This window comes from Dermacoccus sp. GAS27A (assembly GCF_044909235.1).
Classification (GTDB): Bacteria; Actinomycetota; Actinomycetes; order Actinomycetales; family Dermatophilaceae; genus Dermacoccus; species Dermacoccus nishinomiyaensis.
The window spans coordinates 106,888-121,057 of sequence record NZ_JBIYDW010000002.1 but is presented as its reverse complement, the minus strand read 5'-3'; the positions used below and the strand labels follow the sequence as shown (position 1 = coordinate 121,057).

10 protein-coding genes and 2 tRNA genes are annotated in these 14,170 nt (G+C 67.4%); all 12 read left to right on the top strand.

Features of this window, described 5'->3' with window-relative positions; genetic code table 11:
• Positions 1–24 precede the first annotated feature (24 nt).
• The 12 genes from dnaA (at position 25) to ABH936_RS02460 (ending at position 14,115) form a co-directional block, all read left to right on the top strand.
• Complete coding sequence (gene dnaA / locus ABH936_RS02515) at positions 25–1,530, top strand: chromosomal replication initiator protein DnaA (RefSeq protein ID WP_062256879.1); 1,506 nt, start codon at positions 25–27, stop codon at positions 1,528–1,530.
• Positions 1,531–1,584: 54 nt separating this feature from the next.
• Positions 1,585–2,643, top strand: a complete 1,059-nt coding sequence (locus ABH936_RS02510) for an MFS transporter (protein ID WP_404602522.1) — start codon at positions 1,585–1,587, stop codon at positions 2,641–2,643.
• 762 nt (positions 2,644–3,405) lie between these two features.
• Complete coding sequence (gene dnaN, locus ABH936_RS02505; protein ID WP_404602639.1) at positions 3,406–4,536, top strand: DNA polymerase III subunit beta; 1,131 nt, start codon at positions 3,406–3,408, stop codon at positions 4,534–4,536.
• Between the two features lie 121 nt (positions 4,537–4,657).
• Entirely contained in the window at positions 4,658–5,650 is a 993-nt protein-coding gene (gene gnd, locus ABH936_RS02500; RefSeq protein WP_038566270.1) for a phosphogluconate dehydrogenase (NAD(+)-dependent, decarboxylating), read from the top strand.
• Between the two features lie 61 nt (positions 5,651–5,711).
• Positions 5,712–7,034, top strand: a complete 1,323-nt coding sequence (gene recF / locus ABH936_RS02495) for a DNA replication/repair protein RecF (protein ID WP_404602519.1) — start codon at positions 5,712–5,714, stop codon at positions 7,032–7,034.
• Positions 7,027–7,623, top strand: coding sequence for a DUF721 domain-containing protein (locus tag ABH936_RS02490; protein ID WP_404602517.1), 597 nt, complete (start codon positions 7,027–7,029; stop codon positions 7,621–7,623). The genes recF and ABH936_RS02490 overlap by 8 nt, the downstream gene beginning before the upstream one ends.
• A 378-nt stretch (positions 7,624–8,001) precedes the next feature.
• Positions 8,002–10,143 carry a DNA topoisomerase (ATP-hydrolyzing) subunit B gene (gene gyrB, locus ABH936_RS02485; protein WP_165584314.1) on the top strand — a complete coding sequence of 714 codons (2,142 nt, stop codon included), beginning with the start codon at positions 8,002–8,004 and terminating at the stop codon, positions 10,141–10,143.
• Positions 10,144–10,235: 92 nt separating this feature from the next.
• Positions 10,236–13,031, top strand: coding sequence for a DNA gyrase subunit A (gene gyrA, locus ABH936_RS02480; RefSeq protein ID WP_404602515.1), 2,796 nt, complete (start codon positions 10,236–10,238; stop codon positions 13,029–13,031).
• 110 nt (positions 13,032–13,141) lie between these two features.
• Entirely contained in the window at positions 13,142–13,567 is a 426-nt protein-coding gene (locus ABH936_RS02475) for a DUF3566 domain-containing protein (RefSeq protein WP_231729406.1), read from the top strand.
• Positions 13,568–13,778: 211 nt separating this feature from the next.
• A tRNA-Ile gene (locus tag ABH936_RS02470) sits at positions 13,779–13,855 on the top strand.
• 31 nt (positions 13,856–13,886) lie between these two features.
• Positions 13,887–14,033 carry a hypothetical protein gene (locus ABH936_RS02465; RefSeq protein ID WP_167539816.1) on the top strand — a complete coding sequence of 49 codons (147 nt, stop codon included), beginning with the start codon at positions 13,887–13,889 and terminating at the stop codon, positions 14,031–14,033.
• A gap of 9 nt (positions 14,034–14,042) precedes the next feature.
• Positions 14,043–14,115, top strand: a tRNA-Ala gene (locus tag ABH936_RS02460).
• Positions 14,116–14,170 lie beyond the last annotated feature (55 nt).

Sequence of the window (14,170 nt, the reverse complement as noted above, 5' to 3'; positions counted from 1 at the left end):
CCCCGCAGCGCCAGGAGGAGCCACGTGACCACCGACGAACCCGTCGACTACGAGCGCACCTGGCACGCCGCGTTGGAGGACATGGACAAGCACGGCATCGGCTCGCGTGATCGCGCCTACCTCAACCTGACGCGCTTCGTCGGGCTGCTCGGTGACAACGTGCTGCTGTCCGTGCCCTTCGACCAGACGAAGCGGATGCTCGAGGGGCCGCTGCGCGAACCCGTGGCGAAGGCACTGTCGGATCAGCTCGGCCAACAGGTGCGCGTCGCCATCAGCGTGGACGAGAGTCTCCAGGCAGCGGTGCGCGACCTCGACGACGAGGGTGACGCGTCCGACGAGAACACCTCTGCAGCAACCGAATCCGGTGATGGAACGCTCGGGTTCACCGTACCCGGCCAGGGCGCACCCCGGCCGACGAAGGCCGACCCGGGCGTCGTCCTGCCGCCTCGTTCGACGGGCTATCAGCGCGATGCCGCTGCCGCTCCGAGCGACACCGAGGCCCCGCGCCTCAACCCCAAGTACACGTTCGACACGTTCGTCATCGGTGAGAGCAACCGGTTCGCGCACGCCGCCGCCATCGCCATCGCCGAGGAGCCGGGCCAGGCCTACAACCCCCTGTTCATCCACGGCGACTCGGGGCTCGGCAAGACCCACCTGCTGCACGCGATCGGTCACTACGTGCACGACTACCACCCGAAGCTGCGGGTGCGATACGTCAGCTCCGAGGAGTTCACGAACGACTTCGTCAACTCGATCCGTGACGACCGCGCCGCGACGTTCCAGCGCCGCTACCGCGACGACGTCGACGTCCTGCTCATCGACGACATCCAGTTCCTGCAGGGCAAGGAGCAGACGCAGGAGGAGTTCTTCCACACCTTCAACGCGCTGCACTCCACCGGCAAGCAGATCGTGCTGACCTCGGATCAGCCGCCGGAGAAGCTGACGACGTTCGCCGACCGCATGCGCAGCCGCTTCAAGTCGGGGCTGACGACGGACGTCCACCCGCCCGAGCTGGAGACGCGCATCGCGATCCTGCGCAAGAAGGCCAACGCCGAGCGCATGGACATCGGCGATGACGTGCTCGAGCTCATCGCCTCGAAGATCTCGACGAACATCCGTGAGCTCGAGGGCGCGCTCATCCGTGTCGCCGCTTATGCGTCGCTGCAGAAGGAACCGGTCGACCGGGCGAAGGCCGCGTTCGTCCTCAAGGACGTCGTGCCGAGCGAGACGGGGCAGATCACCGTCGGCCACATCATCGCCGAGACGGCCGTCTACTTCGGGGTGACGGTCGACGACATCAAGGGGCCGTCGCGCTCACGCAACCTGACGATGGCGCGTCAGATCGCCATGTACCTGTCGCGTGAGCTGACGGAGCACTCATTCCCACAGCTCGGACAGCACTTCGGTGGGCGCGACCACACGACCGTCATGCACGCGGAGAAGAAGATCCGCCAGCTCATCGGTGAGCGTCGCCCCGTGTACGACCAGATCACGGAGCTGACGACGCAGATCCGCCGTCGCAGTCACTGACTCCACGGCACATCGGCGTGATCGGCGTCACTGTAGGAGCCTGACGCTGAGACAATGCGCGGATGGGTGGTCAGCGTCGACCTGTTGTCGTTCGCCGTCATGAGCCTGTTCCACGGGCCGGTGTCGGACGCCGTGGGCCGCAAACCCGTCATGACGGTGGGGATCGGTGTCTATGTCCTCGCCTCCGTCGGCTGCGCCCTGGCGCCGTCTCTACCACTGCTGCTCGTCTTCCGCGCGTTCCAGGGGTTCGCGGCCGGGGCGGGTCAGATCATCGCGCGTGCGGTGATCCGCGACCTCTTCTCCGGCCCCGAGGCTCAACGCCTGATGAGCCAGGTGTCGATGATCTTCGGACTCGCGCCGGCCTTCGCGCCGATCCTGGGCGGTGCCTTGCTGGCGGTGGGCGACTGGCGCTCGATCTTCTGGTTCCTCACCGCGTTCGGTGTGGTCATGACCATCTGCGTGAACAGGTTCCTGCCCGAGACACTTCCCGTGGAACAACGCTCGTCCCTCGCACTCGGGCCCATCGTGAGCGCTCTCCTGGCGGCACTGCGCAGCGGTCGGTTCCTACGCATCGCGCTGGCCGCGTCGCTCGCGTTCGCAGGACAGTTCTTGTTCATCTCGAACGCGCCTCTCTTCCTCGGCGGGCTGCTCGGGCTCGGCGAGAACGAGTACTGGATGTTCTTCGTGCCGATGGTGGTGTGCATGATCGCGGGCTCCTGGCTGAGCGCGCGGGCAGCCGGGCACCTCAGCGCCGCCCGTCAGGCGTCGTACGGCCTGCTGTTCGCCCTCGCCTCAGCCACGGTCGGCGTCGTCATCGCACTGCAGCCGTGGGGCAGCGACGTCCCGTGGGCGCTCGTCGCGCCTGCCCTGACGGCGTTCGGGGTTGCGGTCGCTCTGCCGGTGCTCCAGCTCGCGCAGCTCGACGAGTTTCCCCAGGCGCGTGGCACGGCGGCTTCCGCCGGCACCTTCGTCAATCTCGTCTTCGCCGCTGCTCTCGCCGGGGTGATCGGACCGTTGGTGGCCACAGACCTCGTGACGATGGCGCTCGCCGCCTTCTGCTGCGTCGCATCGGGCGCGTTGCTCTGGGCCGCCCACGTGGCGGCGCGTCGATGAGTGCGTGAGTGAACGGCGGGCCAACGCCCGACAGCTGCCAAACTGCCGTTCGGCGGCTCGCAGGTGCCACCCACATGGTTGTCCACAGAATCTGGGGAAAACCATGTGGGCAAGGTGTGGGTCGCGGACGGCCCGCGAACATCCGAAGGTCCCCGAACCCCGGAATGGCGCTCATCCACACCTGTGGACAACGCTGTGGAAATGTGGATGACATGGATGTAGTTCAGGTCTGGTCCACGGCGGACGCTCAGCCGGCATCGAGTGACTCACCCCTCATCCACGGGGTTATCCACAGTTTCTGGGGATGAAGCAGTGGAAAACCCGTCCGATCAGGGGAAAACCCACCCCGCAACGACAGCCGGTTGTGGATGAAGATTTTCTCTCCACAACCGGCTGCCACCGTCCACAGCACCGATCCCCACGTCACCCACACCCGAGATCCCAGTGCTGACGAGGGCGAACAGGGGTTTTCCCCACCATCCACACCCCCTATGACGACGACCAACATCTTCACCATGGCGAGAAAGCGCCCCACGTATCCACACCGCATCCCACTGCCGACGAGCCGGCAACGTCCCCCGTCAGCACCCCTCGTCGTCTCTTGGGCCAGGCCGACGACCTGAGCTAGGCTCACGAGCGCACAGCTGTGCCTGTGGCATCGACGCGGAGTTCGTTCGCAGCAGAAAGCCACCCCGCACGTGACGAGACATCGCACGAGGGTCACAGCTCGCCTGCGACGACGAACGATGAGGGACGGTGGACGTGAAGCTCCGGGTTGAACGCGATGTGTTGGCCGAAGCGGTGGCCTGGGCAGTGCGCGGTCTGTCGCAGCGCCCGCCCGTCCCCGTGCTCGCGGGTGTCCTGCTCGAGGCGAGCCCCGAGGGTCTGACGCTGTCCGCGTTCGACTACGAGGTCTCCGCGAAGGTGACGGTCGACGCCGACGTTGAAGAGGCGGGCACCGTCCTCGTCCTGGGCCGCCTGCTCGCCGACATCACGAAGAGCCTGCCGCACAAGCCGATCGAACTGGTCAGCGAGGGCTCGAAGGTGCAGGTCACGTGCGGCAGCGCGAAGTTCAGCCTCCAGAGCATGCCGACGGGCGAGTACCCGACGCTGCCCGCCAACCCCGATCCGACGGGCGTCATCGCCGGGGACGTCTTCACGCAGGCCGTCGCGCAGGTCAGCGTCGCGGCCGACCGCGGTGACACCCTGCCGATCCTCACCGGCGTGCGCGTCGAGGTCTCCGGCAACAAGCTGACGCTGCTCGCGACGGACCGCTACCGCCTCGCGATGCGCGAGGTCATGTGGAACGCCGGAGACGAGGGCGCCGAGTACGCGGCGCTCGTGCCCGCGCGCACCCTCGACTCGCTTGCCAAGTCCCTCGGTGCCGCCGGCAACGTCTCGCTCTCCCTGAGCGGCGCGTCGACGGGTTCCGGTCTCGCCGGTTTCGAGGCCGGCCAGCGTCGCATGACGACGCGTCTGCTCGACGGCGACTACCCCAAGGTGACGAGCCTGTTCCCGACGAGCGTCGACACGACGGCGATCGTCGAGACGGCGCAGCTCGCCGAGGCGTGCAAGCGTGTCTCCCTCGTCGCTGAGCGCAACATGCCCGTCCGTCTGCGGTTCGCCGAGGATTCGGTGCGCATCGAGGCCGGCACGGGCGAGGACGCGCAGGCGTCGGAGACGTTCGAGGCGAAGATCGACGGCCCCGAGCTCGAGATCGCGTTCAGCCCCCAGTTCCTGCTCGACGGGCTCGGCGTCGTCGGCACGAAGTACGTCCGCCTCGGCTTCACCCAGCCGACGCGTCCGGCTGTCCTGTCCGGTCAGGACGAGATCGACGGTGACGCCGACGACAGCTACCGCTACCTCATCATGCCGGTGCGTTTCGCGAACTGACGGCCGTTCGGACAGCGTTCGCGCCCCTGCCCGGACGGGCGTAGCGTGAACCCTGAGTTTTCGTGATGCGCGCGTTCCAGACGTGCGTGTCGGACATGCAACGTCACGAAGGAGCAGACCCATGCAGCTTGGTTTGATCGGTCTCGGCAAGATGGGCGGCAACATGCGCGATCGCATGAAGGCTGCGGGCATCGAGGTCATCGGCTACGACACGAATCGCGAGATCAGCGACGTCGCGGACCTCGCCGAGCTCGTCGAGAAGCTCGACGCACCGCGCAACATCTGGGTCATGGTGCCGGCCGGCAAGATCACCGACTCCGTCATGTCCGAGCTGCAGGGCCTGCTCGCCGAGGGCGACCTCGTCATCGACGGTGGCAACAGCAAGTGGTCCGACGACCAGGGCCACGCCGAGCAGTTCGCCAAGACGGGCGTGCACTTCATGGACTGCGGTGTCTCCGGCGGCATCTGGGGCAAGGAGAACGGCTACGGCCTCATGTGCGGCGGTGACGACGCCGACGTCGAGCGCATGATGCCGGTCTTCGACGCGCTGCGCCCGGAGGGCCCCCGCGAGGAGGGCTTCGTCCACGCCGGTGAGGTCGGCGCCGGTCACTACGCCAAGATGGTCCACAACGGCATCGAGTACGGCCTCATGCACGCCTACGCCGAGGGCTGGGAGCTGCTCGAGGCGAAGGACATCGTCACTGACGTCCACGGCTGCTTCAAGGCCTGGACGCGCGGCACCGTCGTGCGTTCCTGGCTGCTCGACCTCATGGTGAAGGCGCTCGAGGAGACGCCGCACCTCGAGGGCGTCTCCGAGTACTCGACCGACTCCGGTGAGGGTCGCTGGACGCTCGAGGAGGCCATCGCGAACGCCGTCCCGATGCCGGTGCTCGCCGCCGCGCTGTTCGGCCGTTTCGCCTCGCGCCAGGAGAACAGCCCGCAGATGCAGGCGGTCGCCGCACTGCGCGGTCAGTTCGGCGGGCACGAGGTCATGCAGTTCGGTCGCGAGCCGTGGCGCGCCGCGAAGGAGGGCCAGGCCGAGGTCTCCGGCGCCGCCGAGCCGAAGAAGGACGCGGGCGCCGCGCGCCCGGGCGCTGCCCCCAACGAGCACTGATCGGCGTTCGCTGATCTGACGATTCGACCCCAGGGCATCCGAGCCACCGACCGAAAGCGCTGTGAGACTCCGCCATCTGTCGCTGCGTGACTTCCGCTCCTACACGGAGGCGGAAGTCGAGCTCGCTGACGGAGTGACCACATTCGTGGGCCTCAACGGCCAGGGCAAGACCAACCTGATCGAAGCCGCCGGTTACCTTGCGACCCTGGGGTCGCATCGTGTCTCGACGGACGCTCCCCTCGTCCGCTTCGGAGCCGAGCGGGCCTTCGTGCGCGCGGCCGTCGTCCGTGATTCACGTGAAACAGTGCTCGAGCTCGAGATCATTCCGGGCAGGGCCAACCGGGCACGCATCGGGCGCGCGGCTGCGGGGCGTCCCCGTGACATCCTCGGGGCGCTGCGAACCGTGCTCTTCGCGCCGGAGGATCTCGCGCTCGTCAAGGGGGACCCCGGGGAACGTCGCCGATTTCTCGACGACCTCCTCGTCGCGCGGCAACCGCGCTGGGCCGGTGCTCGTTCGGACTACGACAAGATTCTCAAGCAGCGCAACGCCCTGTTGCGCTCCGCCCAACCGGCGCTCAAGAAGGGCGCGCGAGGCCTTCGCCTCTCGGCGGATGAAGAGGTTTCACGTGAAACAGCGCTCGACACGCTGGTCGAGTGGAACACGCACCTCGCGTCAGTCGGTTCTGCCCTCGTCTACGCCCGTCTACGGTTGTTGAAAGATCTGGCCCCCTACGTGGCCCAGGCGTACGACGAGGTGAGTGCCGGGCGTTCTGATGCGCGCCTCGCGTATGTGTCGTCACTGCCGGAGTCGACCTCGGCGCGCATCGCCTCGGGTGAGGTTCCGGAGCGCGTCGAGCTCGAGAAGGCCTTTCATGAGGCGTTCGAGCTCCAGCGGACCCGCGAGATCGAACGTGGTGTCACCCTCGTCGGGCCGCACCGGGACGACGTCACCCTGACGCTCGGAGACCTGCCCGCCAAGGGCTATGCGAGTCACGGTGAGTCGTGGTCGTTTGCGCTCGCCCTGCGCCTCGCGGCCTTCCACCTGCTGCGTCATGACCTCGGCACCGACCCCGTCCTCGTGCTCGACGACGTCTTCGCCGAACTCGACGCGGGGCGCCGCGAACGGCTGGCCGACATGGTGAGCGACGCCGAGCAGGTGCTCATCACCGCCGCCGTCGAGGAGGACGTTCCCGCGCGGCTTGCCGGCCAGGTCTTCCACGTGACGAAGGGCCACGTAGGGCCTCGAGGCGATGGTTCCCTCGAGGAGGCGCCTGGCGGCGTCCAGCCCGAGGCTCACCCCAGTGTGCCCGAGGCCGAGGACGCCCCGGATGGGCCCGCCCGTGATGCGGACGACCGTGATGACGGTGACGCGGCTGATGAGTGAGACCAGCGGCATCGATGCGGGGGCAGCGGACGATCAGGCCCCGGGCACTGGCACCGATAGTGCCGAGGCGCCGGTCGGGTCGAGCGCTGAGGACGAGCGCGCCGTCGCCGCGCGGTTGGCGCTCGCTCGGGCTCAGCGCAATGCCGCCGAGCGGGGTTTTCGTCCGGGCTCGCGTCCTGCGCCCCGGCGTTCCCGCTCGACGCAGAGCTTCACGCCGTCGTCGAATCGCGATGGACGCGACCCCCAACTCATCGACTCGACGATGAAACGCCTCCTGCTCGAGCGGGGGTGGAACGTCGACGTGGCAGCTGGCGCCGTCATGTCGCGGTGGGCCGATCTCGTGGGTGCGGGCGTGGCCGAGCACGCTCGGCCCCTCACGTTCGAGGACGGCGTGCTCACCGTGCGCGCGGAATCGACGGCCTGGGCCACGCAGCTGCAGCTGCTCACCTCATCCCTGCTGGCCTCCCTCGCTGACGGCGTCGGTGAGGGCGTCGTCAACGAACTGCGGGTCGTCGGCCCGAGCGCCCCGAGCTGGGTGCGCGGCCCGCGTCGTGTCGCGGGGCGCGGACCACGCGACACCTACGGCTGACGGCTGCGCCTGTTTCACGTGAAACCTTCCCGGTTTCCTGTGCAGAGCGCCTCCAGCGAAACCCCGCAGCATGTCCGCGTCACCCCGTCGACGCTGAGAGAGGAGCCCGAGGGAGGCCGGCTGAGCCAGAGGCCGATGAGTGCCCTCGAGGCCCCGGTCGACGATCCCCGGCACGTCGAGGCCTCGTTCCCGCGTGCACGAGGCCCTCTGGAGCGTTTCGTGGCTATGTTCTGAGCCGTGCTACCGGTAAGATGGACATGATTTGCACGTTGTACCGCGTCAGAGCCCGCACGCACGTCGTTGCGGGAGTCACGCCTCGGGTTTCCCGCTCCGAGAGCCGGCGCTCTGCAACGGTGCCACGCACGGTGAAGGAGCACAGTGGCCGACAAGCCCAGCGACGACTCGATCGACCCGACGACGCAGGATCCCTCGCTCGCAGACGCAGCCGACGGCGCGTCAGAGCAGGTCGAGCAGCACGTCCGGTCCCAGATCGACACGGAGTACGACGCCGACGCCATCCAGGTCCTCGAGGGCCTCGAGGCCGTCCGCAAGCGGCCCGGCATGTACATCGGCTCCACGGGTGAGCGCGGCCTGCATCACCTCGTGTGGGAGATCGTCGACAACTCGGTCGACGAGGCCCTCGCCGGTCACGCGACGCGCGTCGACGTGACGATCCTGCCCGACAACGGCATCCGCGTCTCCGACAACGGCCGTGGCATCCCGACGGGCCGTAACGAGGCGTACGACATGTCGACCGTCGAGCTCGTCCTCACCCAGCTGCACGCCGGAGGCAAGTTCGGTGGCGGCGGCTACAAGGTCTCCGGTGGTCTGCACGGCGTCGGCAGCTCGGTCGTCAACGCCCTGTCGACGCGCCTCGAGGCCGAGGTGCGGCAGAAGGGCCACGTCTACCGAATGGAGTTCGCGGGCGGCGTGCCGCTCGGCGAGCTGCGTGAGGAAGAGGAGAGCGACGAGACCGGCACGACGATCACGTTCTGGGCGAGCCCGGAGATCTTCGAGACGACCGTCTACGACTTCGAGACGATCCGTGCGCGCTTCCAGCAGATGGCCTTCCTCAACAAGGGCCTGACGATCTCCCTCACCGACGAGCGTCCCGACGCCGTCGACGAGGGTGCTGCAGAGGAAGCTGCGGCCGACGCTGCAGCCGAGGGTGCCGACGCCGCACAAGCTGACGAGGCCGCCGCGCAGGCGAAGAAGGGCAAGAGCGTCACGTACTGCTACGCGGACGGTCTGCTCGACTACGTCAAGCACCTCAACTCCTCCAAGCGCGCCGAGGTCGTCAACGAGGACATCATCGCTTTCGAGCACGAGGACGCCGAGCGCTACCTCTCGGTCGAGGTCGCGATGCAGTGGACGACGGCGTACAGCGAGTCCGTCCACACGTACGCCAACACGATCAACACGCACGAGGGCGGCACGCACGAAGAGGGTTTCCGCGCGGCGATGACGAAGCTCGTCAACGACTTCGCGCGCCGCGAGAAGCTGCTCAAGGAGAAGGACGACAACCTCACCGGTGACGACATCCGCGAGGGGCTGACGGCCGTCATCAGCGTCAAGCTTGCCGAACCACAGTTCGAGGGCCAGACGAAGACGAAGCTCGGCAACTCCGAGGTCAAGGGCTTCGTCCAGACGGCGGTGCGCGACGAGTTCGACCACTGGCTGCAGATGCACCCGCGAGAGGGCAAAGCGATCGTCAGCAAGGCCATCGCCGCCGCGTCGGCGCGGATGGCGGCCCGCAAGGCGCGCGAGACCGCGCGACGCAAGGGCCTGCTCGAATCGGGTGGGCTGCCGGGCAAGCTGCGCGACTGCCAGAGCAAGGATCCGTCGATCTCCGAGGTGTTCATCGTCGAGGGTGATTCGGCCGGCGGCTCGGCGGTCCAGGGGCGCAACCCGTTCAACCAGGCGATCCTGCCGATCCGCGGCAAGATCCTCAACGTCGAGAAGGCACGCCTCGACAAGGTGCTCGCGAACAATGAGGTGCAGGGCCTGATCTCGGGCTTCGGCACGGGCATTGGCGAGGACTTCACGATCGAGAAGGCGCGCTACCACAAGATCGTCCTCATGGCCGACGCCGACGTCGACGGCATGCACATCCGCACGCTGCTGCTCACTCTGCTGTTCCGCTTCATGCGCCCGCTCATCGAGGCCGGATACGTCTACCTCGCCCAGCCGCCGCTTTACCGCATCAAGTGGAGCAACCACGAGCACGAGTTCGCCTTCACCGACCGCGAGCGCGACGCGATGATCGACGCAGGCCAGTCGAAGGGCTGGCGCCTGCCGAAGGAGAACGGCGTCCAGCGCTACAAGGGTCTCGGCGAGATGAACTACCAGGAACTGTGGGAGACCACGATGGACCCGGAGTCGCGCACGTTGCTCCAGGTCACGCTCGAGGATGCCGCGGCCGCCGACGAGATCTTCGCCGTGCTCATGGGTGAGGACGTCGAATCGCGACGCAGCTTCATCCAACGCAACGCGAAGGACGTCAGGTTCCTCGACATCTGATGTGCGTTTCACGTGAAACGTGAGCGACGAGCCGCTCCGTTTCACGTGAAACATCGCGACAACTCGACAACCCTTCATCGAAGGAATGACACATGTCTGACGACACGAACCTGCCGGGCGACGACGCGTCCGACCTGCCGGACGACCTCCCCGAGGTCCCCCAGGGCGACGCCGAGGCTCCCGCCAGCGACGCCGCAGCAGCCGCGGCCGGCATCGACCCCACGCGCCCCGAGCCGCCGACGATGAAGGTGCCGAACACGCCGGAGGCGCAGGCCGCCGTCGCCGCTCCGGTTGCGCACCGCGTCGACCCGATCGACCTCAACGCCGAGATGCAGCGCAGCTACATCGAGTACGCGATGAGCGTCATCGTCTCGCGCGCTCTGCCGGACGTGCGTGACGGCCTCAAGCCCGTGCACCGTCGCATCGTCTACGCCATGTACGACGGCGGTTACCGCCCCGACCGCGGGTACAACAAGTGCAGCCGTGTGGTCGGTGACGTCATGGGTCAGTACCACCCGCACGGTGACTCGGCGATCTACGACGCCCTCGTGCGTCTCGTGCAGCCGTGGTCGATGCGCTACCCGCTCGTCGACGGCCAGGGCAACTTCGGTTCGCCCGGCAACGACGGCGCAGCCGCCCCGCGATACACCGAGTGCCGCATGGCGCCCCTCGCGATGGAGCTCGTGCGCGACATCCACGAGAACACCGTCGACTTCGAGCCCAACTACGACGGCAAGACGCTGCAGCCCAGCGTCCTGCCGAGCCGTTTCCCGAACCTGCTCGTCAACGGCAGCGCCGGCATCGCTGTCGGCATGGCGACGCAGATCCCGCCGCACAACCTGCGCGAGGTCGCCGACGCCGCGCAGTGGCTGCTCGCGAACCCCGAGGCCTCGCGTGAGGCACTGCTCGAAGAGTGCCTGCGTCGCATCCCCGGCCCGGACTTCCCGACCGGCGCGCTCATTATGGGCAAGCGCGGCGTCGAGGACGCCTACCGCACCGGCCGCGGCAGCATCACGATGCGCGCCGTCGTCAACGTCGAGGAGATCCAGGGCCGTCAGTGCCTCGTCGTCACGGAGCTGCCGTACCAGGTCAACCCGGACGCGCTCGCCGAGAAGATCGCGATGCTCGTCAAGGACGGCAAGATGGCCGGCATCGCCGACATCCGCGACGAGACGTCGGGGCGCACCGGTCAGCGCCTCGTCATCGTGCTCAAGCGTGACGCGATCGCCAAGGTCGTGCTCAACAACCTCTACAAGCACACGCAGCTGCAGCAGAACTTCGGCGCGAACATGCTCGCCCTCGTCGACGGTGTGCCGCGCACACTGCCGATCAGTGCGTTCATCCGGTACTGGGTCGAGCACCAGATCGACGTCATCGTGCGTCGCACGCAGTTCCGTCTCGACGAGGCCGAGAAGCGCATCCACATCCTGCGCGGTCTGTTGAAGGCCCTCGACATGCTCGACGAGGTCATCGCCCTCATCCGTCGCAGCCCGACGGTCGACGATGCCCGCACGGGCCTCATCGAGCTGCTCGACATCGACGAGATCCAGGCCAACGCCATCCTCGAGATGCAGCTGCGTCGCCTCGCGGCGCTCGAGCGTCAGCGCATCATCGAGCAGCACGACGAGCTGCAGGCGAAGATCGACGACTACAAGGACATCCTGGCCAAGCCGGAGCGTCAGCGTCAGATCGTCAGCGACGAGCTCGCCGAGATCGTCGAGAAGTACGGCGACGACCGTCGCAGCCAGATCGTGCCGTTCGACGGTGACATGAACATGGAAGACCTCATCCCCGAAGAGGACGTGGTCGTCACCATCACGCGCGGCGGCTACGTCAAGCGCACGAAGGTGAGCGAGTACCGCAGCCAGCGTCGCGGTGGCAAGGGTGTGCGCGGCGCGACGCTGCGCGGTGACGACGTCGTCGGGCACTTCTTCACGACCTCGACGCACGACTGGCTGTTGTTCTTCACGAACGCCGGCCGCGTCTACCGGACGAAGGGCTACGAGCTGCCGGAGGGCTCGCGCGACAGCAAGGGCCAGCACGTCGCGAACCTGCTCGCGTTCCAGCCGGGCGAGCAGATCGCTCAGGTCATGGCGCTGCGCACCTATGCCGACTCGGAGTACCTTCTGCTCGCGACCCGCAACGGCCTCGTCAAGAAGACGCGCCTGTCGGAGTATGACTCGCCGCGTTCGGGCGGCCTCATCGCCGTCAATTTGCGTGACGGCGACGAGCTCGTCGGTGCCGGCCTCGCGACGCACGACGACGACGTCCTGCTCGTCAGCCGCAAGGGCCAGGCCGTGCGTTTCGCTGCGACGGACGACTCACTGCGTCCGATGGGCCGATCGACGTCGGGTGTCACCGGCATGAAGTTCCGCGAAGGCGACGAACTGCTGTCGATGAACGTCGTGCCGAAGGGCGCGAACGAGGTCGAGCGCGGGGCCGACGAGAAGCTGTGCGTTTTCGTCGTCTTCGAGAACGGGCTCGCCAAGCGCACGCCCGTGGAGGAGTACCCGACGAAGGGGCGCGCGACGCTCGGCGTCAAGGTCGCGACGATCTCAGAGCGAGGCGGTGACCTCGTCGGCGCGCTCGTCGTCGAGAACCGTGACGAAGTGATGGTCGTCATGGAGAAGGGCAAGATCGTCCGCTCGGCCGTCGCCGAGGTGCGTGAGACGGGCCGCAACACGCAGGGCGTGCAGTTCGCGACGCCCGGCAAGGGCGACTCGATCGTCGCCGTTGCGCGCAACGCCGAGAAGGATTCTGAGGAAATCGACGATGACGCGGTAGTTTCGGAGACGAACGAGGCCGCGGAGTCAACTCAGGACGCAACGCACGCTCCGGACGACGAGTCGGCCTCCACGGAGAACAACGAGTCGGGAGACAGTGAGTGAGTGACTCGCGAGACGCGCGCGCGAAGCTGCCGAAATCTGCCGGGGGCGCCCCCCGAGCGGTCAAGGGCAGTAGTGCAGCGGCGCCAGCCACACGACCCCAGCAGCAGCGCGTGAGCACGCAGGCCGGCCGCGCGCCGGCGTCGTCGGGCCGCGGCGGCGCCCCACGTCGCTCCACGCCGCGCCGAGTGCGCCTGACGCTGTCGCGCGTCGACACGTGGTCGGTGCTCAAGATCGCCTTCCTGTTGTCGGTGGCCGTCGCCATCGCGTCCGTCGTCCTCGTGGCGACGTTGTGGACGGTGCTCGCGGGCATGGGCACCTTCAGCGCGATCAACGACCTGCTGCGGACGCTGGATCGTCAGGGCTCGAAGTTCGACATCCTCGACTACCTCGGGTTCGGCCGCTCGATCTCGTTCAGCATCGTCATCGGCGTGCTCAACATCATCCTCATGACGGCGATCGCGACCCTGAGCGCGTTCCTCTACAACATCTGCGCCTCCCTCGTCGGCGGCGTGCAGCTGACGTTGAGCGACGAGTGATCGCAGCCTGAGCAAGCGCGCGACGGGCCTGCCCTCCACGACGGTGGGGCGGGCCCGTCGTCGTCTGTCCAGGCTGGTGGGTGCGGGTCGCAGCTGGCCCGTGGCGATGCGGTGGGATAAGGCGCCGCCCGCGATTTGCGGGCCACGCCTGTGGTGGGTAATCTTACTTCTCGTGCTGATCACGCAGGTGAACGGCACGCACGCGGTGCAGGGGCCTATAGCTCAGTCGGTTAGAGCGCTGTCCTGATAAGACAGAGGTCACTGGTTCAAGTCCAGTTAGGCCCACCACCACTGCCCCTTGATTTCGCCAGGGAGTCGCATGTTCAAGGCACTTCTCGCATCTGCTGCGGCCGCTGCCGCTCTGTATGCGAACAGCGAATACCAGAAGCAGAAGCTGGGCAAGGAGCTGTGGGCGAAGGCCACGCAGGAGCCCGCCACGCAGGCGGCCGCCGAACAACCTGGCTGAAAAACCCTCGGGGGTATGGCGCAATTGGTAGCGCACCTGCTTTGCAAGCAGGGGGTTAGGGGTTCGAGTCCCCTTACCTCCACCGAGAACGAAGAGCCCCTCACGGATTCGTGAGGGGCTCTTCGCCGTCCGGTGCC

Excerpts from the sequence above, each read along its gene's own strand:
- gnd (WP_038566270.1), top strand. The coding sequence starts at position 4,658 with ATGCAGCTTGGTTTGATCGGTCTCGGCAAGATGGGCGGCAACATGCGC.
- ABH936_RS02490 (WP_404602517.1), top strand. The coding sequence starts at position 7,027 with ATGAGTGAGACCAGCGGCATCGATGCGGGGGCAGCGGACGATCAGGCC.
- gyrA (WP_404602515.1), top strand. The coding sequence starts at position 10,236 with ATGTCTGACGACACGAACCTGCCGGGCGACGACGCGTCCGACCTGCCG.
- ABH936_RS02510 (WP_404602522.1), top strand. The coding sequence starts at position 1,585 with ATGCGCGGATGGGTGGTCAGCGTCGACCTGTTGTCGTTCGCCGTCATG.
- ABH936_RS02465 (WP_167539816.1), top strand. The coding sequence starts at position 13,887 with ATGTTCAAGGCACTTCTCGCATCTGCTGCGGCCGCTGCCGCTCTGTAT.